At 44.5% G+C, this 26,641-nt stretch carries 18 protein-coding genes and 3 tRNA genes; 12 read left to right on the top strand and 9 right to left on the bottom strand.

The features are described 5' to 3' along the window. Positions 1 to 36: 36 nt before the first annotated feature. From SWOO_RS16130 to SWOO_RS16110, 5 genes are all read right to left on the bottom strand, one after another. The gene (locus SWOO_RS16130; protein WP_012325735.1) at positions 37 to 663 is read right to left on the bottom strand and encodes a uracil-DNA glycosylase family protein; all 627 of its coding nucleotides are present in this window, start codon (positions 661 to 663) and stop codon (positions 37 to 39) included. Positions 664 to 806: 143 nt separating this feature from the next. Continuing rightward, the gene (locus tag SWOO_RS16125) at positions 807 to 2,903 is read right to left on the bottom strand and encodes an MtrB/PioB family decaheme-associated outer membrane protein (RefSeq protein WP_012325734.1); all 2,097 of its coding nucleotides are present in this window, start codon (positions 2,901 to 2,903) and stop codon (positions 807 to 809) included. 15 nt (positions 2,904 to 2,918) lie between these two features. Beyond that, the gene (locus SWOO_RS16120) at positions 2,919 to 3,920 is read right to left on the bottom strand and encodes a DmsE family decaheme c-type cytochrome (protein WP_012325733.1); all 1,002 of its coding nucleotides are present in this window, start codon (positions 3,918 to 3,920) and stop codon (positions 2,919 to 2,921) included. Between the two features lie 76 nt (positions 3,921 to 3,996). After that, complete coding sequence (locus SWOO_RS16115; RefSeq protein WP_012325732.1) at positions 3,997 to 6,000, bottom strand: OmcA/MtrC family decaheme c-type cytochrome; 2,004 nt, start codon at positions 5,998 to 6,000, stop codon at positions 3,997 to 3,999. A gap of 396 nt (positions 6,001 to 6,396) precedes the next feature. Then, positions 6,397 to 8,622: an OmcA/MtrC family decaheme c-type cytochrome gene (locus SWOO_RS16110; protein ID WP_012325731.1), complete on the bottom strand. Its 2,226-nt coding sequence runs from the start codon at positions 8,620 to 8,622 to the stop codon at positions 6,397 to 6,399. A 642-nt stretch (positions 8,623 to 9,264) separates the two neighbouring features. Here SWOO_RS16110 and SWOO_RS16105 point away from each other — a divergent pair. From SWOO_RS16105 to glnS, 3 genes are all read left to right on the top strand, one after another. Next, positions 9,265 to 9,534, top strand: coding sequence for a FeoA family protein (locus SWOO_RS16105; protein WP_012325730.1), 270 nt, complete (start codon positions 9,265 to 9,267; stop codon positions 9,532 to 9,534). Then, positions 9,527 to 11,821, top strand: coding sequence for a Fe(2+) transporter permease subunit FeoB (gene feoB, locus SWOO_RS16100; protein WP_012325729.1), 2,295 nt, complete (start codon positions 9,527 to 9,529; stop codon positions 11,819 to 11,821). Before SWOO_RS16105 ends, feoB begins: the two co-directional genes overlap by 8 nt. A gap of 202 nt (positions 11,822 to 12,023) precedes the next feature. After that, a complete protein-coding gene (gene glnS / locus SWOO_RS16095) occupies positions 12,024 to 13,694 on the top strand; it encodes a glutamine--tRNA ligase (protein ID WP_012325728.1) in 1,671 nt (556 codons plus the stop codon). Between the two features lie 87 nt (positions 13,695 to 13,781). Here glnS and SWOO_RS16090 read toward each other — a convergent pair whose 3' ends face one another. After that, the gene (locus SWOO_RS16090) at positions 13,782 to 14,378 is read right to left on the bottom strand and encodes a Yip1 family protein (RefSeq protein ID WP_012325727.1); all 597 of its coding nucleotides are present in this window, start codon (positions 14,376 to 14,378) and stop codon (positions 13,782 to 13,784) included. A 377-nt stretch (positions 14,379 to 14,755) separates the two neighbouring features. Here SWOO_RS16090 and miaE point away from each other — a divergent pair, with 377 nt between their 5' ends. Further along, entirely contained in the window at positions 14,756 to 15,520 is a 765-nt protein-coding gene (gene miaE, locus SWOO_RS16085) for a tRNA isopentenyl-2-thiomethyl-A-37 hydroxylase MiaE (RefSeq protein ID WP_012325726.1), read from the top strand. A 102-nt stretch (positions 15,521 to 15,622) separates the two neighbouring features. Here the strand turns inward: miaE and SWOO_RS16080 are convergent, their stop codons facing one another. After that, the gene (locus SWOO_RS16080) at positions 15,623 to 16,360 is read right to left on the bottom strand and encodes a UDP-2,3-diacylglucosamine diphosphatase (protein WP_012325725.1); all 738 of its coding nucleotides are present in this window, start codon (positions 16,358 to 16,360) and stop codon (positions 15,623 to 15,625) included. A gap of 9 nt (positions 16,361 to 16,369) precedes the next feature. Continuing rightward, entirely contained in the window at positions 16,370 to 16,870 is a 501-nt protein-coding gene (locus tag SWOO_RS16075) for a peptidylprolyl isomerase (protein ID WP_012325724.1), read from the bottom strand. Positions 16,871 to 17,114: 244 nt separating this feature from the next. Here SWOO_RS16075 and cysS point away from each other — a divergent pair, with 244 nt between their 5' ends. Next, positions 17,115 to 18,494, top strand: a complete 1,380-nt coding sequence (cysS, locus tag SWOO_RS16070) for a cysteine--tRNA ligase (RefSeq protein ID WP_012325723.1) — start codon at positions 17,115 to 17,117, stop codon at positions 18,492 to 18,494. 116 nt (positions 18,495 to 18,610) lie between these two features. Here cysS and folD read toward each other — a convergent pair whose 3' ends face one another. Next, positions 18,611 to 19,471, bottom strand: a complete 861-nt coding sequence (gene folD / locus SWOO_RS16065) for a bifunctional methylenetetrahydrofolate dehydrogenase/methenyltetrahydrofolate cyclohydrolase FolD (RefSeq protein ID WP_012325722.1) — start codon at positions 19,469 to 19,471, stop codon at positions 18,611 to 18,613. A 538-nt stretch (positions 19,472 to 20,009) separates the two neighbouring features. Here folD and SWOO_RS16060 point away from each other — a divergent pair. From SWOO_RS16060 to lon, 7 genes are all read left to right on the top strand, one after another. Then, positions 20,010 to 20,086: transfer RNA gene (locus tag SWOO_RS16060), tRNA-Pro, on the top strand. A 92-nt stretch (positions 20,087 to 20,178) separates the two neighbouring features. Next, a tRNA-Arg gene (locus SWOO_RS16055) sits at positions 20,179 to 20,255 on the top strand. 8 nt (positions 20,256 to 20,263) lie between these two features. Further along, positions 20,264 to 20,339 (top strand) — tRNA-His (locus tag SWOO_RS16050). Between the two features lie 253 nt (positions 20,340 to 20,592). Further along, entirely contained in the window at positions 20,593 to 21,897 is a 1,305-nt protein-coding gene (tig, locus tag SWOO_RS16045; protein ID WP_012325721.1) for a trigger factor, read from the top strand. A gap of 90 nt (positions 21,898 to 21,987) precedes the next feature. Beyond that, positions 21,988 to 22,599, top strand: a complete 612-nt coding sequence (gene clpP / locus SWOO_RS16040) for an ATP-dependent Clp endopeptidase proteolytic subunit ClpP (protein ID WP_012325720.1) — start codon at positions 21,988 to 21,990, stop codon at positions 22,597 to 22,599. Positions 22,600 to 22,680: 81 nt separating this feature from the next. Then, positions 22,681 to 23,961, top strand: a complete 1,281-nt coding sequence (gene clpX, locus SWOO_RS16035) for an ATP-dependent protease ATP-binding subunit ClpX (protein WP_012325719.1) — start codon at positions 22,681 to 22,683, stop codon at positions 23,959 to 23,961. 146 nt (positions 23,962 to 24,107) lie between these two features. Next, the gene (gene lon, locus SWOO_RS16030) at positions 24,108 to 26,465 is read left to right on the top strand and encodes an endopeptidase La (protein ID WP_012325718.1); all 2,358 of its coding nucleotides are present in this window, start codon (positions 24,108 to 24,110) and stop codon (positions 26,463 to 26,465) included. The last annotated feature ends 176 nt before the right edge of the window (positions 26,466 to 26,641 follow it).

Below are 26,641 nucleotides of genomic sequence, written 5' to 3'. Positions count from 1 at the left end.
GCCTACATCAAGTATGTAGGCTTTTTTTGTCTATCTTTACCAGTTTTTGTTAGCAGCAATAAGCTTTGTTACTCGTGCTTTAAGTGCTGGTAGCAGGTTCGCTTCGCACTCAGGGTGTTTTTTCAAAAATAGGTTATTTCTGGGGCTGGGGTGGGGCAACACCATATATTCTGGCCAGTAATCTTGCCATTGGGAGATAGCCTGGGTCACGGTGAGCTTTTTACCCTCTGCAGACTTCCCTAGGTGATAGTCGATGGCATATTGGCCGAGAATAATGGTCAGTTCAACTTGAGGTAATTGACTGAGTAGTGCTTCACGCCAAGTCTCTGCACATCTTTTTAGTGGTGGTTTATCGCCACTTTTTTTCCCGTTGGTGATTATGGTGCCGGGAAAACAGAATCCCATGGGTAAGATAGCAAAAAGACTAGGGTCGTAGAACTGCTCATCACTGACCCCCAGCCATGATCTCAATCTCTCTCCACTGGGGTCACTAAATGCGCGTCCATGATCGTGAGCCCTAATTCCAGGCGCTTGGCCTACAATCAATATTTTAGATTCACTTGAGAGTTGAATAATGGGTTTAGCTGGTAGGGGAAGCTCTTCCTGACAAAGCTGACAGGCAGAAATTTGAGCCATTAAATTGGTGAGATTATCTGTTTTCATTACTTGCAGTAAAAATCTCTAGTGGGCGTTAACACCAGTATATCTTTACCAAAAGAAAAGGCTAGAACCCATGGGTATGGGATCTAGCCTTTTTTCGAAGCTCGAAGCTCGAAGCTCGAAGCTCGAAGCTCTAAGCTCGAAGCTTACAAGCGGTAGCTCATACTTAACATGATTAAGTGAGCGTTATAATCGTGGCTGTTAGAGCCAAAACCGACTACATTCCAGATCCCGTCTGGCGCGATATCATTGCCAGCATCGTTATCTTCATACTTCTCCATCTTATAGTCTACACGCAGTGCCATCTTCTCAGTGGCTTGGTATTGACCATAGATATTGACGTTGTGGACCTTAGCGTAGTAATCACCGTAGTCACCAGTGATACCTTGAGTGACTTGAGTATTACTGTCTGAATTTGAGTAAGTGTAATCTACGCCAAGGCGCAGTTTCTTCTCCATCAGATTATTGTAGCTCCAGCCAGCACCTATCACGTCGACTTGATCTTCAACGACACCAGTCCAAGTTGGCGCAGAGAAACTGCTACTGCCAGCCTGTTCAGATTCGATGTTTTGACGGTTGTAGAAAGCCGTCAGTGTCATGTCATCGCTTAACATATAAGTGACGCTAGCGTCATAACTTAGGTCGGTTGACTCCGTTAAGCCAATCTGAGTCTCATCATAGTCATCAATAGCATAACGAGTACCTAAGTCTAACGTAAGGCTATCGGTAGGGTTGTGAGTGACACGAGCTTCAATCATGGTGCGTTTGCGATCGGCTAAGTTATATTTACGTAGAAGATCATTTGACTCACTCGATGTCCACTCAGATGCCTGATATTGCGAACCATCTCGTTGACCGTAACTTCCCTTAACCCACATATCCCAGTTTTCGAAACTGCTTAGGCGGAATTTAGTCCAAAGCGTGTTTTCATCTGTGGTTTCACGGTCTTGATATGAACGCTCATCAGTACGGTAATCGTAACCGGCTTCAAGCTTCATACCACGGTTGATACGGTAGTCGACGCCTAACTTAGCGCGTTGAGTGGTGATATCATATGGCGTGTTATAGGCAACTTGGCCGTTAACGTCATTGATGCTGATCTGAGTCCACTCTTCGATGTTGGTCTTGTTATCACGATCTGAGTAATCGTAGCTAGCGTTAACGCGTACGCTTCGACTGATACGTGAGACTAACTTTAGATTAACCCCAGTCATATCAACTTTGCCATCAAGAGATTCAGTTGGCACTTGGTAGCCGTAACCTGAGGTGACAAAGGCTTGATCTTGTGTCATCTGACCATAATGAACACGTGCGCTCATGATGGTTTGACTAAGATTCATCTGACCCATCAATGATACTGTGTGGGCTTCATTATCTGGATCAAGAGACATATAGCCGTGTGTTGCCGCACCAAAAGTTGGGTTAAATGCATTGTCGAAACCCAATTGACTATACGCATTCTTAAAGACGGAACCGTTATAGTTGATAGCGGTAAACCAGTTATCGCCTTTTAGTTTGACGCCAGCTTCAATGGTATCTGTGGTGTAGTCAACAGGTTCTGCTAACATCATTGACTGATTGAAGAAGCTGCCAGAAGCTTGCTTGAGTCCAGTTTTATCTTCACGCTGATAGTTAACGTAGGTGCTCCATAACTCCTCACCTTGGTAAGCAAAGCCTAGGCCTGCACGCTTACGCTCTAGCGACAGCTCAAGTGGATTTAAGCTGTTATATAGCTCGCTCATATCCTGACTAGAACCCGCCGTTTGCCAATTATCTGGCAAGGTTAGATCATCGCCGCCGATGCCCAGATATGGGCTCATGGCACTGTCGGTTTTGTAGGTCGCAATTTGACGATAGTTCAAGTTCAAATTGTATTGACCCACTTTACCCGCATTGATATCTAACCGACCGTTTTCCATGCCTAGATTGTCAGCTTCGACAGTGGCGCGGTAGCCGCTTTTACCCACATAAGTGAGATCAGCATCGACCTTGCCTGCAAACTCATTTTCAGCAGCAAAAGCATTGGCAGATCGAATATCATTACTATCGTTATAACCCACGCCCACACCAACGGTGCCGTTAACGCCGGTTTCAACCACACAGCGTTTACAGTCCCACTTATCGAACTTCACCTTGTCTGTATTGGCATTTTGCAGACCGTAGCCTCCAGCTGCCATTGCTGTACTGGCAATGCCAGCATTAGCAAGAAGGGCGAGCGTGACTAAATTTAATTTGAATTTCATCTTCTCGACTCCTTTTTAGCGCTGAAATAGCTTGCCAGATGGGTGGTTTGAACCATGGATCTGGTTATGACAATTCAAACAACTACGGCCACCTGTGAAAGCATTTCCGCCGACACTAGCACCTTGGCTTGTGTTACCTAAGTAAGCATTGCTTGCGTGACCATCGCTGGCATGGCATTGCTGACATAGTTGTGGTGCGCGTGTCTTTAACATGGCATCGTTTACACTGCCATGAGGGTTGTGACAGGTAACACAATCTTCAGTGACGGGGGCATGTTCCCACAGCTTTGGGCCACGTTTTTCTGCATGGCATGAGTAGCAGGTTTCATTCACGCTAGGCTTGACAAGATCTGAGTCGCTCATGGTGCCATGTGGGTTGTGGCAATCGCTACACACCATCTGGTTCCATTTCATTGGGTGACTAGAGCGCTTGTTCATGTCTGCTTTCTGTTTGGTGTGGCAGCTAGTACACACTTCCATCTCAGTGTTTTTAGACAGAACAGGATCTTTTTCCGTATGGACAGAGTGACAAGAGGCGCAGGCAACATCAGCATTGTCATGGTGACCACCATTCCACGCCATGCGCTTATCATCCTGATGGCAGCTCATACAGACACTGTTTTGCTTTTCTGCAGAAAGAGTTGACTGTGGACCGAAGGCGATCATCGGCTCATTGCCGCCTTTGTTATGATTACCCTGGGGGCCATGACATGACTCACACTGCAGGCCAGCCATCGGACTCTTACTTGAATCGATAGCACCGTGAACACCTTTGAAAATATCCATCACTTTTTCAGAGCGGCGGTGACACATCAAACAGGAGTCTGCGCCCTTAGGTGAGTATTTACCTTCGGCAAACTTCTTATCAAGTGTGGCTTCGACTTCATCTGGAGTCATCTTTGCATCCCACTTAGAAGCGGTTGCAGATGTGGCGAAGCCCAGCGATAAGATGGCTGAGACCATCAGTGCCGGCAGCATGCCAGTAGAGAATTTTTTCATTGTTTTTATGATCTTCATAATAGATTTCCTGAATTTGCATACTTTGGAGAAAGTGGGGGAGAGACTCCCCCAGGTTCAATCTCAAAATGGCAAATTACATCTTCACCGAAGTGTGATCATTGATGCTTGGGTTGTGGCACATAAAGCAGGTTTCTAACTGGGCTGCTTCATTAGCGACAGTGTAGTCAGCATTGACTTTAGCACCTTGACTCTCAACGTGATTCTTAAACTTGTCACCGCTGTAGCTGTGACATGAATAACACGTGGCTGCGATTGGGGTTGTGTAGCCGCCATCGGTTGCAAGCGCACCTTTTTTAGCGAAGGCTTCTTGCTTAAAGTCTGAGTGACACTGGCTACAGTTCATACCAGGAATGGCCCCGTAGTCGCCTTGACTATGGGTCTTATGCAGTTTCATCTCAATTGAGCCTAAGTTTGCACCAGAAGCATAAGTACCATCAGGAGTGTGGCAGCTTGCACAGCCGTCAATACCCACAATCATCTCACCAGCTTCATTGACGCGACCAAGTTGCTCTGTCATCACAAAACCTGGGTGACGAGAACCTTGATGAATTCCCCACTCTGTACCATGACAGCTTTCACATGCAGTAAACTCAACCGTGTCTGTATGACGAACGCTTGGCGCTTCACCAGATAGCGTGCCGTGAGCAAGTTCAGCCTTCATGCCTGTACTTTCAACGCCTTCACCACAAGCAACTAAGTCAGTACCGTCATTACACAGTGCCAAACCAACAAAGCTAAAGGCGGTGTCAGTATCACCTGTACCGTATGGAAGATTTTTGATAACGGTGACAAATTTGCCATCCACAATCTCAACATTGGCGTCTAAAATACCAGCCTTAACGAAATCGATAGCCACTTTCTTTAACCCAGCTGGATTTGGGTTATAACCCATAATTGGGAAGTTAGGGCCAACGTTAGTGATGGTTTCAAGCTGCTGGATGTTGGCAACTAGTGCGCTTGCATCGAGAGCGATGCCTTCAGCATTGGTGATAGTGACACTTAAGGTGGTGTCACTGCCGGTATCGGTCGCCACAGCACTTAGTGATGCGTCCATACCATATTGGCCAACAAAGGCTTTTTTCTGTGCAAAACCGTCAGTGTGTAGCTCTTCAGTCCAACTTGCGTTGTGACAAGCGATACAGTTTGAGTTGTCATCTTGTTGAGAGTGACCTTTGCCAGCTTTAAAGTCGATATTGACGTGGCAGCTAGTACAGGTTTCCATGGTTGGAACTCGTGACCAGTTACCCCATTCACTTAACTCATCGCTGTCTTCTGCTGGCGCTACGTGACACGTTTTACAGTTGTCTTGTAACAGGGCGTGGGCTTTTTTAGCGTCTTTAGTGAATTCGCCTGTGGTTCTGTCAGCCTTGTAGCCTTTCGCTGAGTTATGGACGTTATGAACCATATGTGTGAAAGCGACTTCAGGCTTACCGCGACCTTCTGCCCACTCTTGGGTGTGGCAAGAGGCACAAGTCTCTGCTGATGTGTAGCCGTGGTAGATCTTCTCTCCCTGGGCATGACAAGTATTACAGGTTTGGGTAGAGACGATATCTTTGGTATACAGCGCTTGGTAACCGTCACCTGAGAAATCTTCAGAGAGCTCTGTGCGAGGCACTGTGGTGATGCCATCTTGCAGTGTCGATGCACTGGCTATGACATTGTATCTTTGTGTTAGCTCTGGGTTGTAACCCTCTAAGGCTATATCGAAAGTGTAGTTACCATTCTTGTGATCGACAAAGACCTTCTCAGACCCTGTTTTTTGCCATTGAGCACTATCGCCAGCTCCAGTAGCGCCTTGAGGAAGAAGCTGAGCAACCGCTTTAACTTCTAGCGCTGTTAACCCAACGACAGGTAAATCTTCTTCATTGGTTGCGAAAACCGTGATTGATGGATTGCCATCTTGGTAGGTCACTTTTGTGACATCAAGGTTTAAAACATTAACCACTTCAGCTGCTGGACCACCTGGCTTACCGCTGTCGCCATCATTGCCATCACTGCCGCCACAACCGGTTAAGGCCATTGATACGGCGCTTGCTGCGAGAAGCAGCGCAAATTTATTATTTTGTACGTTCATCATTTTTTCCCTGCATAGGTTTGACATCGACTTATGTGCTCTGGGCGAAAAACGATACTGATTATCATTCGCATGTTTTTCATTATAAATGTGCTACTTAAGCCAATGCTGGAAACAAAAATCCCCAACCAAAGGCTAACGTAATGAGCGCATAAAATCTGCAAAAATCTGCAAAATGGGTACTAATGTGTGACCAAGATCCGTCTATTTATAAAGGGGTATAAAGGGGAGGGGGTAAAGGGAGAAAAAGTTGCTGTTATCGATGGTAGATGTGTGAAAGTTGTAACTCATTTTTTTGCAGTTTGTTGGTAATCGTTCTCATTAAAAAGGGAGGCTAAGCCTCCCTTATGGGTGAATTGAATATTGATGGATGGGGGTTGTCCCATCCACCTTAATCAATTAGTGTCCGTGTAACTCCATCACTTTCTCTGGAGAGTGACAAGTAGAACAAGCTTCTTTAGCACGGTTTTGCACATCTTCAGCATCAACACCATCTAAGATACCACCATTAGTGGTGATGTGTGCCTTGCCTGAGTCACTTAAGTACTTCTGATGACAGCTTAAACATGCACCAGCATCTGATGATACCCAGATATCATTACCGTCAGCATCACCGTAACGCCATGCACGGTCAGGAGAGCGACCTAGCTCGATACCGCTGTCTGTGTGACATGTTTTACAATCTGTCTTAACAACAGTACTTGAACCAACACCAGCATACTTCAGGTAGTGGCCTTCTGCATGGTGAGCTTTATAAGCGAAGCTAGTTGGTACATTACCACCCCACTTATTGAGTCCTTTGTCCGGAGTGTGACATGTTTGACAGTTCACGCCGTTGTCATAGTGAACGATCTCTTGATTGTGACATCCCATACACTTGCTGCTGTCGATAATGTCACGACGAGCTTTTGCTGGCTCACTGGTGTCAGTATCATTCCAAGTAAAGCCTAACGGAGCATCTTGGATATAAGCGGCGTCGGTTAGAAGCTTAGTTGGATCAGTTTCGTCATATTGACAAGCTGTAGGCTCAACAGTTGGACGACCATAACCACCGGCTTTGAAACAAGTTGCAACACCAGCAAATAGCTCAACACTCTTACCATTTAAGTTAGCTGGAAGCTCAAGCGCGCTCTTGGTGCTATCAATGGTGAATGTCTTTGTTGCTGGATCGTAGCTTGATACGTCAGGGTTTAATAGCGCGAAACCACGTGCACTGTATTTAGTGCCATCAGTGTACGCCGGGTAATCCTTATCGGTATCCCAAGAGAAGTAAACGCTAGACTTAGTATATTTACTAGGGTTTGCGATAAACTCTTTTGCTACAGGTTCACCATTTTCGTTAAGAATTTGCACATCGAAAGTCAACACATCGCCTGCAACTTTGATATTGCTAAATTTAGCTGAATAATCTTGGCTTGCCTTGTAACGCTTAGTCGCATCGCCATGAGCTTCTGCGCCACTACGTGCGTAACCCTCTTCGATATGACAAGAGATACAGTTTTCATCGCTTGGGTCATGATAGGCTTTTGGCATAGTGGTATGACAGGCGATACAAGCCGTATTGCTTTGGTTAGCAAGGAACAACTCTGCATCAGCTGGGGCGTTCTCACCTGTAACGTGACAAGCGGCACAATCAGCAGCTGGCTTTTGTGGATACATCACCTTGCCATAATCGTGTACGCCACCACCATATCCAATCACCTTGTATGGTGCTGGAATATTACCTTTCTCATCAGCGTCTGGTGAATCTGGGGCGTAAGTTGTACGAGCATCACCTTTATGGATCGCATGGATCATATAGGTGAAATCTACACTGTTACCTGTTTCAGGATCGCCAGAGGTGCCAGTATGGCAAGAAGCACAGTTTTCAAGATCGATACGACGTCCGCCGTGGAATGCTATGCTATCAGGCTGGTGACAGGTATAACATGCATCGATAGAAACCACATCACGGCTTTGAATATCTTCAGTTAAGCCAGTAGATGGTTGCCAGTCAAAGTGGGCATTGACTGCAAAAGAAGGCAGCTCAAGTTCCAGTGTGGCACGTTGTGTATTTTCAGCGCTGTAAACAACCTCTACTGGAGAAGTTACGCCTGAGACATTTTGTTGGAAAGTATAGCTGTATGTGCCGTCTTTATTATCAACAAAACAGGTTTCACAGCTAGACGCTTTTTCTACGTTAGCTTGGAATTGATTTGATGGATTGATGTCTGTTTCGCCATCGGGGATCCAGTCTTCATTTGGTGTTTTTTCTGCGTTGATATACGCTTGCCACTGGAAGCCACGATCGAACTCAACTGCTTCTTCGCCTTCACCAAAAGTGCGCACTTCATGGGTCAGTTGGGCGATACCAAAGCGTAGATCGTGATCTTTGGTTAGGCCTAATACAGCGACGCCATTACCATCTTCAAGTTTAAAATCAACGAATACGGCACCATTTTCTACTTTAGCGCTTGTAAAAACGGCATTGACACTTTTTGCTGAATCGATGTTAACACCGATAATACCATCTTCTCCGTTTGAGCCATCATCACCGTCGCTGCCGCAACCGATCAGAGCAAAAGAGAGAAGTCCTGCACCTAACACAGCTTTTGTCGCTGCATTAAAATTGAACTGTTTCATCATGATTATTCCCTGCAATAGTTTTAATCATCACTAATCATAGCTAATTTAGCTCAGGCTGAGATAAGAGTGATTCTTATTCTCAATTCCTTGAAAATCAATAGATTAGTGTGTGGAATTAATTTCCACCTATAGGCTATCTAAGCGCGAAGCATTTAGCAGGTGTTTTAACCGCTTTATGTGAGTTAGGTCTGACTATTTCTTTAGGGGTAGATACTTGAGGGGCGTTTCTGTGATGTTTTATATTTTCGCCGGCTAATTAAAGTGGGGATGGTTACTGACGTATTCAATTCTTTAATACTCTTGTGACCCTGTTTTAACAAGCTTGTGTGATTAATAGGTAAAAGGCGGTGATTGAGAAAAGGAAAAGTAAAATCGTGACTTATATCACTTAATGTTCAGGTTTGCTTCGCCATACTCCCGTCCGTAGTGATAATCGTTCTCACAAAAGAGCGGGTAAAGGAATTAATTCCATTAGAGCGTTTATTAGTTGGGACTTTTGTCACATAATACAGAATACAATTGAAAACTATTATCGTTTCCAATACCAAATATTGATCTAGGTAGGATTATTTCTCCTTTACCTCCGTTAAAATCGGTTCGAGTTTTAGAATTATTGAGGCCTGTCACAAGGTATAAAGCATAATGAAATTAAGCGATTTAAATCCAGGTGAGCACGCCACCATCGCTGTAGTCGGTCAACTGGACCTGCCTGCAGTCGTTAAGCGCAAGTTACTTTCAATGGGGATCACGCCAAATACTCGTTTTCGATTGCTTCGTAAAGCGCCATTAGGCTCGGGCTTAGAGCTTGATATTCGTGGAAGTCGCTTATGTATGCGCCGTGATTTGGCCGACATTATTGAAGTCGAGAGAGTTGAAGTAGTAGAACTTGAGGTGGAAAAAGCGAATGGCTAAGCAGTTTCATTGTGTCACAGTCGGTAACCCAAATGCAGGTAAGTCGACGCTTTTTAACGCATTAACAGGAGCCAATCAGCAAGTTGGTAACTGGTCAGGTGTGACAGTTGAGAAGAAAACAGGCCTTTTTACCCTTAACGGTGCAGATGTGTATCTCACTGACCTTCCAGGTATTTATGATCTGCTTCCAGCAGGAAGCAGCTGTGATTGCTCTTTGGATGAGCAGATTGCGCAGCAATATCTGGCAGAACAACAAGTCGACGGCATTATTAATTTAGTCGATGCAACCAATATTGAACGTCACCTATATCTGACCGTTCAGCTGCGTGAACTTGGCATTCCTATGGTGGTAGTGCTGAACAAAATTGATGCCGCAAAGAAGCATGGCATTGAGATTAACACAGCCAAGATGAGTGAGACTTTAGGTTGCCCTGTGGTCAGTGTTTGTTCTCGTGATGAAGGGGATATTGAAAAGGTTAAGGAACAGGTCGTTGATCTGCTTGATGGGAAAGTCTCTGAAGCACCTTTAGTCTTAAATTATGATGCACAAATAGAAACAGGCGTTACCTCACTACTTTCAAGTGATGAGACCTTAAGCCGTGGTCGTGCGCTTGCGATGTTAGCCAATGGACTTGGCTGTGGTCAGTGTAAAAATGGTCAAATGCTTGATGAGGTGAATCAATGTTCTGAGTCACTTTCGAGTCAGGGTAAAGATATTGAGATCATGGTGGCTACAACCCGCTTTGATTTTGTGCAAAGTGTCTACGACTCCTCTGTGGCTGCCAACGGTGCTGAAACGATCAGTGACAAGCTAGACAAGGTTATTCTGCATCCAGTTGCAGGTGTGCCTGTCTTTTTGTTTGTTATGTACTTGATGTTTATGTTTAGTATCAATGTCGGTAGCTCATTTATCGACTTCTTCGATATCACAGCTGGGGCACTGTTTGTTGATCATCTAGGCGCATTGATGTCAAGCATCGGCTCCCCAGCTTGGTTGGTGACAATTGTTGCAGGTGGTGTCGGACAAGGTGTGCAAACCGTTGCGACCTTTATTCCTGTCATTGCCGCTCTGTTTTTGGCGCTCTCTGTACTTGAAGGTTCTGGGTACATGGCTCGTGCAGCCTTCGTTGTCGATGGCTTAATGCGTCGAATAGGCCTACCTGGCAAGGCCTTTGTGCCTATGATTGTGGGTTTTGGTTGCTCCGTACCTGCCATTATGGCAACACGTACTCTAGGCAGTGAGCGTGAGCGTATTGTCACGGGAATGATGGCGCCGTTTATGTCTTGTGGTGCTCGTCTTCCTGTTTATGCGCTATTTGCTGCGGCATTTTTCCCAGAGTCTGGGCAGAACTTAGTGTTTCTTCTCTATATTATTGGCGTACTAGCTGCAGTAGGTACAGGATTGTTATTACGCTCAACCCTATTGCCTGGCACAAGCAGTGCGGTTGTGATGGAGCTACCAAGCTATGAGAAGCCTAAGTTAAAAACCGTATTAAATCGCACCGGAAAACGCACTAAGAGCTTTATTTTAGGGGCGGGTAAAACCATTGTGATTGTTGTGACGCTGCTTAATTTTGTCAATGCCATTGGTATTGACGGCACCTTTGGTCATGAAGATAGCTCTGAGTCTGTATTGAGTGTAGCAAGCCAAAAGGTGACACCTCTATTTGCACCTATGGGGGTTGAGCAGGATAACTGGCCAGCAACCGTTGGCATTATCACTGGTATTTTTGCTAAAGAAGCTGTGGTCGGTACCTTAAACAGTTTATATAGCACGCCAACCGATGGTGATGAAGAGCTGACTCCTTTTATTGAATCACTGAATGAGGCGATAGCCACCATTCCTGAGAATCTGTTTGGCATCAAGCTTGATGATCCTCTCTCTCTTTCTGTTGGGGATGTCTCCTCTGTAGAAGCTGCATCTGAGGAGCTTGAGGTAGATACATCGACCTTTACGGCACTTCAAGCTGGATTTACTGGTGTCACTGCGGCATTTGCTTACCTGCTTTTCATTTTGCTATACACGCCATGTGTTGCTGCGATGGGGGCTTTAGTCGGTGAATTTGGCGGGCGCTGGGCGGCATTTGCTGGGGTTTGGACATTTGCTTTAGCCTACGGAACAGCGACAGTATTTTATCAAGCGGCGACTTTTAGCGCCCACCCATTGACCTCAAGTTTATGGATTGGATTCTTTGCTGTGGCTCTGGTATTCTTCTACTTCTGGTTAAAACGCAAAGCGAAACGTAGTCAAACAATTATTCCTGGTATTAAAATCATTACCGAATAAACTTCATTTCGTCTTAAAAAGCAGCGTTTATCGCTGCTTTTTTGTTTTATCATGTTTAGTTTTAAATATTTCTGTATCAAGCGTTGTATCTCCGTCAGAGATATAGGATCATCTTTTTAATTACATCAAAACCTGCCTATGCCATTACCTTGATGACAATCATCGAGCGGATGGCTGGTCCGCGTTCTTTAAGAGGAATATCATGAGTCATCTGGACAGCGAAGTTCGTCCTAGTAACTTCATTCGTAATATCATAGATGAAGATCTTGAAAGCGGTAAGCATGAGAGTGTGCATACCCGTTTTCCACCTGAGCCTAATGGCTTTCTTCATATCGGCCATGCAAAATCTATCTGCTTAAACTTCGGTATAGCAAAGGATTACAAGGGCCAATGTAACTTACGTTTCGATGACACGAATCCTGAGAAAGAAGATATCGATTATGTTCATTCTATTCAGGATGATGTGAAGTGGCTTGGTTTTGACTGGGATGGCGATATTCGCTACTCATCAAACTATTTTGACCAGTTACATAAGTATGCGATTGAGTTGATCGAGAAAGGCTTAGCCTATGTCTGTTTCCTTAATGGGGAAGAGACTCGCGAGTATCGCGGCACACTTAAAGCGCCTGGAAAGAACAGTCCTTATCGTGACACATCAGTAGCTGAGAACCTCGAGCTATTTGAAAAGATGCGTAAAGGTGAGTTCAAAGAGGGAGAGTGTTCTCTTCGAGCTAAAATCGACATGGCATCATCATTTATGTGCATGCGTGATCCGATAATCTATCGTGTCCGTTTTGCTCATCACCATCAAACTGGTGATAAGTGGTGTATCTATCCTATGTACGATTTTACTCACTGTATCTCAGATGCGATTGAGAACATCAGTCACTCACTTTGTACATTAGAGTTTCAGGATAATCGCCGTTTGTATGATTGGGTATTGGATCACTTAGATGATTTCCAAGCGCCAAATCGTACTCGTCAGTATGAGTTTTCTCGTCTAAACCTAGAGTACACCTTGATGTCTAAGCGTAAGCTTAACGATCTTGTGACTCGTAAATTGGTTAATGGCTGGGATGACCCACGTATGCCGACCATTGCAGCGCTTCGTCGCCGTGGTTATACGCCGTCGGCTATCCGTGAGTTCTGTTTACGCATTGGCGTAACTAAGCAGGACAACATGGTAGAAGTTGGAATGTTAGATGCGTGTATCCGTGAGGAGCTTAATGACAAAGCGCCTCGTGCAATGGCTGTGATCAACCCTGTTAAGGTGATAATCGAGAACTACCCAGAAGGTCAAATTGAAACCTTGAGCGCACCAATACACCCAACTAATGAAGAGATGGGCAAGCGTGAATTGGCTTTTGGTCGTGAACTTTATATCGATGCTGATGACTTCCGTGAAGAAGCGAATAAGAAGTACAAGCGTCTGGTTCAAGGCAAAGAGGTGCGTTTACGTAACGCTTATGTCATTAAAGCAGAGCGTTGTGATAAAGATGCCGATGGCAATGTCACTACTATCTACTGTAGCTATGATGATGAGACGCTAGGTAAGAATCCATCAGATGGGCGTAAAGTAAAAGGGGTTATCCATTGGGTTGAAGCAACATCTGCTAAACCTGCAGAGTTCCGCCTTTACGATCGTCTGTTTACCGATGCTAACCCAGCGGCTGCTGAGACTGTCGATGAGGTACTTAACCCAGACTCTCTGGTTGTAGCTCATGGTTTCGTTGAAGCAGGTCTTGTGGCTGCAGAAGCTGAAAAAGCATATCAGTTTGAGCGTGAAGGCTACTTCTGTGCAGACAATAAAGATTCAACACCAGAAAACTTGGTATTCAATCTAACCGTTGCATTACGAGACTCTTCTCAGTAATGAGTTCTCAGTAATTAGTACCATACGTAAGATCTAAAAAGGCTTTAGGGGAAACCCTAAAGCCTTTTTGTTTGCTAGGAGTTAATATTATTGCTGGATTGGGCCTAAGCCCATGCTCCATAAAATCACACTTGACGCCATTAAGGCGACTAACAGTACTAAGCCTGCTGTGACAACTGAACTTGCGTAGATAAAGCCTTTCTCTTCGGGAATATTCATGATGATAGGTACGCCGGTATAGAGAAGGTAAACGGAGTAAGTTAAACCCAGTAGGCCGATAACCATTACAAACCAAATACTTGGATAGAGTGCAGCTAAACCTACCATAAACAGTGGCGTCGCTGTGTAAGAGGCGAGCTCTAGTGCTTGAGTAAAGCTCGGATCGGCGTCGAAAGTTTTTGCCATCCAAAATGCTAAGTATGCAAGGCCAAATACGCCTGCGATTAATCCGAAATACATGCCCACAGACATTAACATCGCACTTTGCTGTGTGAGGAAGAGTGGGTCGCCAACGCCTAAGTTCCAACCTATCTCAGTTGAAGCGAAAAAGGTGCAGATCACTGGGATGAGTGCTACTAAAAGCACATGACTCAGACTGCTCTTTAATGCTTCATGATTCTGTTCAATTGTGTGCCACTCCTCTTTTGGATGAGTGTATAGCCCCATTAAGTGATTCAATATCATTATAATTATCCTTGTTTAGCTTTACTTTTTGCTCGCCAAACTGCAGACGAACCCTCTATACCCAAATGTGATCTATTGTTGTTATGGGTATTAGCCTATTGGTCATTTCCCAAAGACCATGCGGCTCACGATATGTTTCCAATAATGCTTAGCTAAAACTTGCTCTGCATAAGTTTATTTATTGAACAAAAATGAGGAGGAGTCAAGTTTACTTTGTTATTGATTTGTTGGATTTAATCTCTTTTTGCTCTTTTTTTATTCTGTCGTGAATCAATTTAATAAAGATTTGTCGAGAAACGGCCTTAAATTAGCTAGCTCATTTAGTGTGAGTAACTGATACAATATCATTAATTAGACTTATCCTTAGTTGAGAGCAGATGCAGCAGTTGTTAGCCCCGATACATGCTTTTCTTAAATGTGAAACCCCCGATAGTTGGATCCAAGCGGCAATTAAGCCTGAGAACCTACCTACACTGTTAATTGATCACTGTAATTGCGAGCTAAAAGCAGCGCAAACAGCGATGTTTCTGGTGAGAAAATATGCGGTTGAGCAACAAAGTGGTAAGCAACTACTTGAATGGGCTAAGCCCTATGAGGAGTTTGTGTATCGCAAAGACAGGGACATTGCGGTCTTTTTAGCGAGAAGCAGTAAAAAGAATGATGTCTCAATTGAACTGACTGCTAAAGCGGGTTTTGAGCAGGGCGATGCCTTGATCAGCAAAATGGTTCGGTTGATTAAAGAGGAGTTTCACCATTTCGAGCAGGTATTAGAGATAATGCTTGAGAGGGGGATCCCCTATGAAAACCGCAGAGCAGGTCGTTATGCCAAAGGGATGATGAAGATGGTTCGAACCCATGAACCTGCTGCCATGATAGATAAATTGATTATCGGGGCATTTATTGAGGCGAGATCTTGTGAACGTTTTGCGAAATTAGCGCCATATCTTGATGAGGTTCTCAACAAATTTTATGTGTCACTGCTGCGCTCAGAAGCCAGACATTATCAGGATTACTTACTTTTAGCTGAAGATATTGCTGGAGGTGATATTAGTGAGCGGGTGGCCATTATTGCAGAGCGTGAAGCTGAGCTTATTAGCTCTATCGATCCTGAGTTTAACTTTCACAGCGGTGCCCAAGAGTAAAAATTACTTTCAAACTACCCGAAAAAGCTCGTTTCAGAGACGTTGTGGGAGTTAACTTCTAGACGTATTGACGTAGAAATGGCCACTGCCTTCTAAGTCAATTTACACCAGTGGGCTGGCCGATAGTGAGATTTTTTCAGGACTGATGCTTAGCACACTGGTTTGTTCATACCAGTCACCCACCACGATTCGTGTTTTTGTACACTCTTTTTGAGTATGTGTTTGAGTGTGGATAGTGTGCATCTTGGGTCTGTGGGTATGACCATGGATCATCTGCATTGCATCTGTTTGCTCCAGCAACTGCTCTACAGCTTCACTTTCTACATCCATGATGGTCATGCTTTTACGCTGATTACTTTGAGTGCTTTTAGAGCGAATATCTCTGGCTATCTTGAGTCGAGAGTTCTTTGGGAGTTTGCCATAGAGCCACTTGACGAGTTTTAGGTTTCTAAAGCATCTGAACCTTTGGTATGCCTTATCTAAAGTGCACAGACTATCGCCATGAAGAATGACTGTTGGCACGCCGTATAGATTGAACTTATGGACTTCGGGGAGTAAGGTCATGCCAGATTGCTGAGCATACACATGACCAATGAGGAAGTCACGATTACCGTGGATATAGTAGATGGGCAATCGGCTTGAGATAGCTTTTAATTTTGTGGCGAGTTCAAGAGCAAAAGGCTCTGCAATATCATCCCCAATCCATACTTCAAACAGATCACCTAAGATATAGAGAGCTTCCACATCATGAAGTTCATTATCGAGGAAATGGTTGAAGGCTGAGGTGATATCAGGGCGATCTGCAGATAGATGCAGATCGCCAATAAAAAGTGTACGCATTAAGCTGGCTTATTCAGCGTCAGCAATGGTTACTTTTTCAATGATAACTGCTTCAAGAGGCACATCTTGATGCATGCCACGGTTGCCTGTGCTAACCGCTTTAATTTTATTGACGACATCCATACCAGCTGTCACTTTACCAAATACGCAGTAACCCCAACCTTGAGAGGTTTCAGACTTAAAATCAAGGAAAGTGTTGTCGTTGATGTTGATGAAGAACTGAGCTGTTGCTGAATGAGGATCAGAGGTTCTTGCCATCGCGATAGTGCCAACTAGGTTTGATAAACCGTTATTAGCTTCGTTCTTGATGGTTTCGCCACTGTTCTTTTGGACCATATCTTCAGTGAAACCGCCACCTTGGATCATGAAACCGTCAATGACACGGTGGAAAACAGTGCCATCAAAGAAGCCATCTTTAACGTACTTGGTGAAGTTTTCTGCGGTAATTGGCGCTTTTTCTGCGTCAAGTTTTAAAACGATCTCACCGTGATTAGTATGAAGAGTGATCATGATTTGATTCTCATTAAGTTAACAATAAAAAATAGTGGCAGGATTCTAACGTAAATGCGTTAGCGCATAAAGAGTAATGCTGTGAACTGCTGGCTTTTTCAGCTTTTATTCGTGACTCTTGCTGCCGAGTTTGATAAATGTGTTTACCATCGCGCTATTAAGCTTTAAAACTAATGGAAGCGCTAGTTTGCCAATGATAGACTAAACCCACTATTTTATTTGTTTTTTGTAGAAGAGAATATCGATGTTGAAGCTATACAACAGCCTGACCCGCCAAAAAGAGGAATTTAAACCATTACAGCCAGGTAAAGTTGGCATGTATGTGTGTGGGATCACCATCTATGATTTATGTCATATTGGTCACGGGCGTACCTTTGTAGCTTTCGACATGATAGTAAGGTACCTACGCTATTCTGGTTACGATGTGAATTTTCTGCGTAACATTACTGATGTTGATGACAAGATCATCAAGCGTGCGGCAGAAAACAAGGAGAGCTGTGATTCACTGACAGAGCGTTTGATCGGTGAAATGCATAAAGATTTCGACTCGTTAAACATGAAGCGTCCCGATTTTGAGCCTAGAGCAACGTTGCACATGGCTGAGATTATCGAGATGGTTGAAAAGCTTATTGAGAAAGAGCACGCCTATGTGTCATCCAATGGTGATGTGTTGTTTAGTGTCTCTTCATTCCCTGAGTATGGTCGTTTGTCTGGACAAAATTTAGAGCAACTACAGGCCGGAGCTCGTGTCGAAGTCGAAGACTCCAAGCGCGATCCTATGGATTTCGTACTGTGGAAGATGTCAAAACCAGGTGAGCCGACTTGGGAGTCTCCATGGGGACCTGGTCGTCCAGGTTGGCATATCGAGTGTTCAGCCATGAACAGCAAGCATCTTGGCCAACATTTTGATATTCATGGTGGTGGTAGCGATCTTCAGTTCCCTCATCATGAAAATGAGATCGCACAATCTTGCTGCGCCCATAATACGCCTTATGTGAACTACTGGATGCACACAGGCATGGTGATGGTCGATAAAGAGAAGATGTCTAAGTCTCTTAATAACTTCTTCACTATCCGAGATGTATTAGCTCATTATGATGCGGCGACAATTCGTTACTTCTTGTTGTCTGGTCACTACCGTAGCCAACTTAACTACTCAGAAGATAACCTTAAGCAAGCTAAATCTGCATTAGCACGTCTGTACACGGCACTAAAAGATCTGGATTTAACTGTTGAGCCTGCGGCGGCTGAAAACTTTGTGTCTAAGTTTAAACAGGCGATGGATGATGACTTTAATACGCCTGAAGCATATTCAGTATTGTTTGATATGGTGCGTGAGGTTAACCGTCTTAAAGTCACTGATTTAGCTCAAGCTTCGGCTCTCGCAGTGCGTCTAAAAGAGTTGGCTGGTGTACTTGGTATACTCGAGCAAGATGTCGATAGCTTCTTTAAAGGCGAGAGTAACGATGCTGAAGTCGCTGAGGTTGAAGCATTAATCGCAGAGCGTAATCGAGCACGAGCTGAGAAAGATTGGCCTGCTGCGGATATCGCCCGTGATGGACTTAACGCCTTAGGTGTGATTTTGGAAGATGGCCCTGAAGGGACAACGTGGCGTAAGAAGTAATTTAGAACTCACCACATAAAAAAACCTGCTTAATGCAGGTTTTTTTATGTCTGGAACATTGATGAAGATTTACCAGGGATGGGTATAAATCTTCGTTGTGCTTTAGAACCTAGAACTTAAGCTTCATCGTGATACTGCTCAGCTGCATAGAGAGTATTCTCTAACAGACTCGCGATGGTCATAGGGCCGACACCACCGGGAACTGGGGTAATAAAGCTGGCATTTTGAGCGGCAACATCATATTGAACATCGCCTACTAAACTGCCATCTTCGAGGCGGTTGATACCAACATCAATGACTAAAGCGCCGGGTTTTATCCACTCGCCAGGAATAAAGCCTGGCTTACCGACAGCGACAACGACCAGATCGGCTTGTCTTACTTTTTGCTCAAGGTTACGGGTAAAACGGTGGCAAGTTGTGGTTGTACAACCCGCAAGCAGTAGCTCAAGGCTCATCGGGCGGCCAACGATATTTGATGCACCTACTACAAGCGCATCCAAGCCATAAGTGTCGACGCCAGTCGATTTTATCAGGGTCATGATCCCCATTGGCGTGCATGAGCGTAAAACTGGGATACGCTGTGCAAGTCGACCCACATTATAGGGGTGGAAACCGTCAACATCTTTATCGGGACGGATACGCTCAATCACTTTTGACTCTTCAATATGCTCAGGAAGCGGCAATTGCACCAAGATCCCATCAATTGCTGGATCTTGGTTACACTCATCGATGAGTGAGAGCAGTTGCTCTTCAGTGGTGCTGGATTCGAGATCATAGGAGCGAGATAAAAAACCTACCTCTTCACAGGCGCGGCGCTTACTACCTACATAGACCTGTGAGGCTGGATCGGCACCGACTAAGATAACGGCTAAACCTGGGACTCTTTTACCAGCCTCTTTACGGGCTGTCACTTTTTCTTTGAGTTGTGTTCGAATGGACTGTGCAATGGCTTTTCCATCGATTGTTTGAGCTGTCATGTGGGGGAGATATCCTTTATAAAGGCGCGATAATGAAAATCGGCAGCATTTTAACAGGCCATAGACTCGGTGTCATTTATTAACCTGCGCAACAATCAGTTCTGATATACGGATAATTTACTTCATCTAAAGCATTTTAATGAAAGCCTACTTAGCTTGAAGTGACAAGGCTAGCCTATTAATTAGGTTCTAAGCCCCATGAAAGGCTGGAAGCTCTTTAATCTTGACTACCTGTATAGTAGCCGCTTGCTCCATATTTTTAACTTTGAGCTATTTATGATGAATACTTGTGTGCTTTTAGCGCGTTTAGTTGGTTAAATAGCCAAGCTCACTTTCTTTATAAAAAAACCGTTGACGCATCTAAGAGTAGGGGCTAATATGCGCTCCGTTCTCAACGAGAAGGCAAACAGCCTTTGATTTGAGAGTGTTGTAAAGTTTCGGTGATTAGCGCAGCCTTATGTCGCATCCAGTATTGGAATCGATAGCGGAACCAGAGACACTCTGGTGCTGATTGAAGAAATAGAAAAAGTTAGATTCTCGGTGATTAGCGCAGCCCGGTAGCGCATCTGGTTTGGGACCAGAGGGTCAGAGGTTCGAATCCTCTATCACCGACCACTTGATATTTATTTGCTTTATTGCGAGTAAAATGAAAGATTAGTCTTTCAATGCTAATTCAGGATATGAGTCGTATTTAACTCATTTTCGAAGCGCCCGTAGCTCAGTTGGATAGAGCACCCGCCTTCTAAGCGGGTGGCCGCAGGTTCGAATCCTGCCGGGCGTACCATATCAGTGGTGATTGTAGCTCAGTTGGTAGAGTCCCGGATTGTGATTCCGGTTGTCGTGGGTTCGAACCCCATCAGTCACCCCATTTCTTTGTAAGAAAGTAAAAAAAGCGACCTAAGGTCGCTTTTTTTACGCCTGAAATTCACGTTTTGTGGTCGACTCTGCTGTAAAGCGTGGCTATAATGTCGCGTCTTGATAAATATCAATTATGAATGACTAACGCTGGATCTGAGTATTCACGGGGTGTTTAGTCAAATTTTAAGATCAAGAAACGAATACTTTAATAGTTGAAAATTCGACTATTACAAAGGACGTTAGACTTATTTTGAGGTAAGAAAATGCAAGTTTCTGTTGAAACAACACAAGGCCTAGAGCGCCGTCTGACCATCTCTGTTCCTGCAGAGCAGATTGAGAAAGCTGTAAACGATAGTTTAAAAAACGAAGCTAAGCGTGCTCGTATTCCTGGTTTTCGCCCAGGAAAAGTACCTGTAAGTGTCATCAACAAGCGTTATGGAAAAGCTATTCGTCAAGATATCACTGGCGAAGTCATGCAACGTAATTTCGTTGAAGCTATCATCGCTGAGAAATTGAACCCAGCTGGTGCGCCAACTTTCGTTCCTGGCGAATCAGATGCTGAGAACTTCCAGTTTGTAGCAACTTTCGAAATCTACCCAGAAGTAGAGTTGAAAGGTCTAGAAGATATTGCTGTTGAGCAACCAACTTCAGATGTTACCGATGCTGATGTCGACACTATGATCGAAACACTACGTAAGCAACACGCTACTTATGAAGCTGTTGAACGTGCTGCTGCCGATGGCGACAAAGCTAAAATCAACTTTGTTGGTTCTATCGATGGTGAAGAGTTCGAAGGCGGAAAAGCTGAAGATTTCGAACTTCAACTAGGTTCTGGCCGTATGATCCCTGGTTTTGAATCAGGCGTTGAAGGTCATAAAGCAGGTGAAGAGTTCGATATCGAAGTTACTTTCCCTGAAGATTACCACGCTGAAAACCTAAAGGGTAAAGTTGCTAAGTTCGCTATTACTTTGAATGAAGTACAAGCGGCTAACCTACCTGAAGTGAACGATGAGTTCGCTACACTTTTCGGTGTCGCTGAAGGTGGCCTAGAAGCACTTAAAGCTGAGATCAGCAAGAACATGGGTCGTGAACTTGAGCAAGCGCTTAAAGCAAATGTGAAAGAGCAAGTACTTAATGGTCTGCTAGAGCAGAACGAGATTGAGCTTCCTGCTTCTCTAATTGCTGGTGAAGTTGAAGTGCTACGTAAGCAAGCTATGCAACGCTTCGGTGACCAAGCTGCCAACATGCCAGAACTTCCAGCTGATTTATTTACTGAACAAGCTGAACGTCGCGTAAAAGTTGGTCTATTATTGGGTGAAGTCATCAAGACTAACGAGCTGAAAGCTGAAGAAGAGCGAGTTCAAGGACTTATCGCTTCTATGGCTTCTGCATACGAAGATCCAAGTGAAGTTGTTGAATATTACAATGGCAACCAAGAGATGATGCAGAACATGCGTAATGTCGCTCTTGAGGAACAAGCCGTTGAAGCATTGTTAAAAACTGCAAAAGTGACTGAGAAAGCAGTCAACTTTGAAGAATTTATGAACAAGGCTACTCAACAAGGTTAAGCTTCGCTTGACTTAAATGGTTGTTCACCATTTATAATGGCTCGTATGAGGTTCCTCATGCGAGCCGTTTTTATTTAGGGATTATAAATAATGCAAAATGCACCAGAATCAGTACTAAATGCACTCGTTCCTATGGTGGTTGAACAAACCGCTAAAGGTGAACGTTCATACGATATCTATTCTCGTCTGCTTAAAGAGCGCGTCATCTTCCTTGTTGGCCAAGTTGAAGAACATATGGCTAACCTTATCGTAGCTCAGTTACTGTTTTTGGAATCTGAGAATCCAGATCAAGAGATCTCGCTCTATATCAACTCTCCAGGTGGTTCTGTCACTGCAGGTATGGCTATTTACGATACGATGCAGTTTATTAAACCAAACGTCAGCACTGTATGTATCGGCCAAGCTGCAAGCATGGGGGCATTCCTGCTTGCCGGTGGTGCGAAGGGAAAACGTCACTGTTTACCTAATTCACGTGTGATGATCCATCAGCCATTAGGTGGCTTCCAAGGTCAGGCATCGGATTTCGCTATCCATGCGCAAGAGATCTTAGGGATCAAGAACAAGCTAAACAATATTTTGGCAGAGCATACTGGTCAGCCATTGGAAGTTATCGAGCGTGATACCGATCGTGATAACTTTATGAGTGCAGCACAGGCTGCTGAATATGGTTTAGTTGATTCGGTGTTTGAACAACGGGGCTGATTTTTATCTTCGCCTGAGCTATGATGAGATTAGGCTGTAGGCGATTTAGACAGTAGTGCAGACTGTTCAAGAGGTAGAGTAATGAGCGATAACAAAAGTACAGGTGATAGTGGGAAACTACTCTACTGCTCTTTTTGTGGAAAGAGCCAACATGAGGTAAGAAAACTCATCGCTGGTCCTTCGGTGTACGTTTGCGATGAGTGTGTAGAGCTCTGCAACGACATCATCAGGGAAGAGATTAAAGAGATCTCACCGAAACAAGATCAAGACAAGTTACCGACTCCACACGAGTTGAGAGCGCATCTAGATGATTATGTAATTGGACAAGAGAAAGCGAAGAAAGTGCTTTCTGTTGCCGTTTATAATCACTATAAGCGTTTGAAAAATGCTGGTCCTAAAGATGGTGTAGAGTTAGGTAAAAGTAATATCTTGCTGATAGGCCCAACCGGTAGCGGTAAAACTTTATTGGCAGAAACTCTTGCCCGTTTTCTGAATGTTCCTTTCACCATGGCTGATGCCACAACACTGACCGAAGCAGGTTATGTGGGTGAAGATGTTGAGAACATCATTCAGAAATTACTACAAAAGTGTGACTATGATGTTGAAAAGGCACAGCGCGGTATCGTTTATATCGATGAGATCGATAAAATCAGCCGTAAGTCTGACAACCCATCAATTACACGTGATGTATCGGGTGAAGGTGTACAGCAAGCCCTACTTAAATTGATTGAGGGAACCATTGCAGCTGTTCCACCTCAAGGTGGACGCAAGCACCCACAGCAGGAGTTTTTACAGGTTGATACCTCTAAGATCCTCTTCGTTTGTGGTGGCGCTTTCTCAGGTTTAGAAAAAGTGATTGAGCAGCGCTCTCACACTGGAACGGGTATCGGCTTTGGTGCTCAGGTGAAGGGTGAGGACGACAAGGCAACTATCTCTGATACCTTGATGCAGGTTGAACCTGAAGATCTGGTTAAGTATGGTTTGATCCCTGAGTTCATCGGTCGTCTTCCTGTCCTAGCAACATTGGCTGAGCTTGACGATGCAGCTTTGATTCAGATCTTATCTGAGCCAAAGAATGCACTGACTAAGCAGTTTGCAGCACTGTTTGAGATGGAAGATGTTGAACTTGAGTTCCGTGAAGATGCACTTAAAGCGATAGCTTTAAAAGCTAAAACACGTAAAACAGGTGCACGTGGTCTACGTTCAATTGTTGAGGGTATTTTACTCGATATTATGTATGACCTGCCTTCAACTGATAATGTGGCAAAAGTTGTCATCGATGAATCAGTGGTAAAAGGGGAGTCAACTCCTATACTCATCTATGAAAATAGTGAGTCTCAAGCTGCTAGCGCTGAACAATAATTCAGCGAATCAATAGCAAGCAGAAAAACAGGAGCCTATATGGCTCCTTTTTTATACTCTCAGCTTATTAAATACCTATTAGCTATTGAAACTAATGAATTCATCCCAATATACTGATTAGTATTATCATCAAACGGAATCGAGCTATGACACAAGAGAGTGAAGCGCGAATCGAACTACCCGTATTGCCACTAAGAGATGTGGTGGTGTATCCCCATATGGTAATTCCGTTGTTCGTTGGACGGGAAAAGTCAATCCGTTGCCTAGAAACGGCGATGGAACAAGACAAGCAGATCATTTTAGTCGCTCAGCGTGATGCTGAGCTTGACGACCCAACTACAGATGACATCTTTGAGGTTGGTACAGTTGCCTCAATTTTGCAGTTACTTAAACTACCTGACGGCACAGTAAAGGTGTTGGTCGAAGGTGGCAAACGTGCTCGTATTGAGAAGTACACCGACGAAGAGTCCTTCTTTGTCGCTCAGGCTCATTACCTTGAATCAGACCCTATGGCTGAGAAAGAGGAGGAGGTACTGGTACGCTCTGCTGTGGGACAGTTTGAAGGCTATATCAAGCTCAATAAGAAGATCCCACCTGAGGTGTTGACCTCTTTATCTGGTATCGATGAAGCGCCACGTCTAGCAGACACCATGGCTGCTCACATGCCGCTGAAGCTTGAAGACAAGCAATCTGTGCTTGAGATGGTGGATGTTGCTGAACGTCTGGAATATTTAATGGCGATGATGGAGTCTGAGATTGACCTATTGCAGGTTGAGAAGCGGATCCGTTCACGTGTTAAAAAGCAGATGGAGAAGAGTCAGCGCGAGTACTACCTTAATGAGCAGATGAAGGCGATTCAGAAGGAGCTCGGCGATATCGACGAGTCTCATGATGAATTTGAGAGCCTAGCGAAGAAGATAGATGAAGCTAAAATGCCGGAAGAGGCTAAAGAAAAAGCCACTGCTGAGCTAAATAAGTTAAAGATGATGTCGCCAATGTCGGCAGAAGCTACGGTAGTACGTAGCTACGTTGATTGGATGGTCTCTGTGCCTTGGTATCAGCGCTCTAAAATCAAACGTGACTTGGCTAAGGCGCAAGATGTTCTCGATACCGATCATTTCGGACTAGAGAAGGTTAAAGAGCGCATCTTAGAGTACCTAGCGGTTCAGAGTCGTGTTAAGCAGCTTAAAGGCCCTATCTTGTGCTTAGTTGGACCACCGGGTGTAGGTAAAACGTCACTTGGTCAATCTATTGCGAAAGCTACGGGACGTAAGTATGTCCGTGTCGCTTTAGGTGGTGTGCGTGATGAAGCGGAGATCCGCGGTCATCGACGTACCTACATTGGCTCAATGCCTGGTAAAGTTATCCAGAAGATGTCGAAAGTTGGGGTTAAAAACCCACTATTCCTGCTCGACGAGATCGATAAGATGAGCAGTGATATGCGTGGCGACCCAGCATCTGCATTGCTTGAAGTGTTAGATCCTGAGCAGAATGCAAGTTTCAGCGATCACTATTTAGAGGTTGATTATGATCTCTCTGATGTGATGTTCGTTGCAACCTCTAACTCGATGAATATTCCAGGCCCACTGCTGGACCGTATGGAGGTGATTCGCCTCTCCGGTTACACAGAAGATGAAAAGCTTAACATCGCTAAGCAGCATTTACTGCAGAAGCAGATTGAGCGAAATGGACTCAAGCCAAAAGAGGTGACAGTTCACGATAGTGCCATTATCGGTATTATTCGTTACTACACTCGTGAAGCCGGTGTGCGAGCGCTTGAGCGTGAACTCTCTAAGATCTGCCGTAAGGTGGTTAAGCAGATTTTACTGGATAAGAGCGTGAAACATATTGAAGTGACGCAAGATAACTTGAAGTCCTTCTTAGGGGTTCAGCGCTGCGATTATGGTAAAGCGGAATCTAATAACCAAATCGGTCAAGTCACAGGCCTTGCCTGGACCGAAGTGGGTGGCGATCTGTTAACCATAGAAGCGACCTCTGTACCTGGAAAAGGAAAGCTAAGCTACACAGGCTCACTAGGTGATGTGATGCAGGAGTCGATTCAAGCGGCAATGACTGTGGTTAGAGCTCGTGCTGAACAGCTAGGTATCAATCCAGATTTTTACGAGAAACGTGATATCCATGTACACGTTCCTGAAGGAGCAACACCTAAAGATGGCCCTTCAGCTGGTGCGGCAATGTGTACCGCCTTGGTGTCGAGTTTAACGGGTAATCCTGTTCGCGCCGATGTCGCCATGACAGGTGAAATTACTCTGCGTGGTGAGGTACTTCCTATTGGTGGCTTGAAGGAGAAATTACTTGCAGCTCACCGTGGAGGCACAAAAGTTGTCTTAATTCCGCAAGAAAACGAGCGTGATCTGGAGGAAATTCCGGCAAATGTGGTTGCCGATCTTGAAATTCATCCGGTGCGTTGGGTTGACGAAGTGCTTAAATTGGCGTTAGAACGACCAATTGAAGGCTTTGAAATCGTGAAAAACTTGGGTTAACTCATGAAAATAGCGAAATGCTGCAAAAAAAGTGCAAAAAGGGGCTTTTTAAAGTCGCTAGCTGTGGTAGCCTAGGTCTGTGGTTAGCTCATCGCCCTCAAGCCCTTGGGGCTGCTGGTTTTGAGCTATTTCCAATTATATTTATATGCTTTTCCAGTAGAGCTTGAACTTTAGTT

Source organism: Shewanella woodyi ATCC 51908, assembly GCF_000019525.1.
GTDB classification, from domain to species: domain Bacteria; phylum Pseudomonadota; class Gammaproteobacteria; order Enterobacterales; family Shewanellaceae; genus Shewanella; species Shewanella woodyi.
The sequence above is the reverse complement of the archived record's forward strand: the minus strand, read 5'-3'. Positions and strand labels throughout refer to the sequence as shown.

Excerpts from the sequence above, each read along its gene's own strand:
- glnS (WP_012325728.1), top strand. The coding sequence starts at position 12,024 with ATGAGTCATCTGGACAGCGAAGTTCGTCCTAGTAACTTCATTCGTAAT.
- SWOO_RS16105 (WP_012325730.1), top strand. The coding sequence starts at position 9,265 with ATGAAATTAAGCGATTTAAATCCAGGTGAGCACGCCACCATCGCTGTA.
- lon (WP_012325718.1), top strand. The coding sequence starts at position 24,108 with ATGACACAAGAGAGTGAAGCGCGAATCGAACTACCCGTATTGCCACTA.
- folD (WP_012325722.1), bottom strand. The coding sequence starts at position 19,471 with ATGACAGCTCAAACAATCGATGGAAAAGCCATTGCACAGTCCATTCGA.
- SWOO_RS16090 (WP_012325727.1), bottom strand. The coding sequence starts at position 14,378 with ATGATATTGAATCACTTAATGGGGCTATACACTCATCCAAAAGAGGAG.
- feoB (WP_012325729.1), top strand. The coding sequence starts at position 9,527 with ATGGCTAAGCAGTTTCATTGTGTCACAGTCGGTAACCCAAATGCAGGT.
- SWOO_RS16110 (WP_012325731.1), bottom strand. The coding sequence starts at position 8,622 with ATGATGAAACAGTTCAATTTTAATGCAGCGACAAAAGCTGTGTTAGGT.
- SWOO_RS16080 (WP_012325725.1), bottom strand. The coding sequence starts at position 16,360 with ATGCGTACACTTTTTATTGGCGATCTGCATCTATCTGCAGATCGCCCT.
- cysS (WP_012325723.1), top strand. The coding sequence starts at position 17,115 with ATGTTGAAGCTATACAACAGCCTGACCCGCCAAAAAGAGGAATTTAAA.
- miaE (WP_012325726.1), top strand. The coding sequence starts at position 14,756 with ATGCAGCAGTTGTTAGCCCCGATACATGCTTTTCTTAAATGTGAAACC.
- SWOO_RS16075 (WP_012325724.1), bottom strand. The coding sequence starts at position 16,870 with ATGATCACTCTTCATACTAATCACGGTGAGATCGTTTTAAAACTTGAC.
- tig (WP_012325721.1), top strand. The coding sequence starts at position 20,593 with ATGCAAGTTTCTGTTGAAACAACACAAGGCCTAGAGCGCCGTCTGACC.
- SWOO_RS16130 (WP_012325735.1), bottom strand. The coding sequence starts at position 663 with ATGAAAACAGATAATCTCACCAATTTAATGGCTCAAATTTCTGCCTGT.
- clpP (WP_012325720.1), top strand. The coding sequence starts at position 21,988 with ATGCAAAATGCACCAGAATCAGTACTAAATGCACTCGTTCCTATGGTG.
- SWOO_RS16115 (WP_012325732.1), bottom strand. The coding sequence starts at position 6,000 with ATGATGAACGTACAAAATAATAAATTTGCGCTGCTTCTCGCAGCAAGC.
- SWOO_RS16120 (WP_012325733.1), bottom strand. The coding sequence starts at position 3,920 with ATGAAGATCATAAAAACAATGAAAAAATTCTCTACTGGCATGCTGCCG.
- clpX (WP_012325719.1), top strand. The coding sequence starts at position 22,681 with ATGAGCGATAACAAAAGTACAGGTGATAGTGGGAAACTACTCTACTGC.
- SWOO_RS16125 (WP_012325734.1), bottom strand. The coding sequence starts at position 2,903 with ATGAAATTCAAATTAAATTTAGTCACGCTCGCCCTTCTTGCTAATGCT.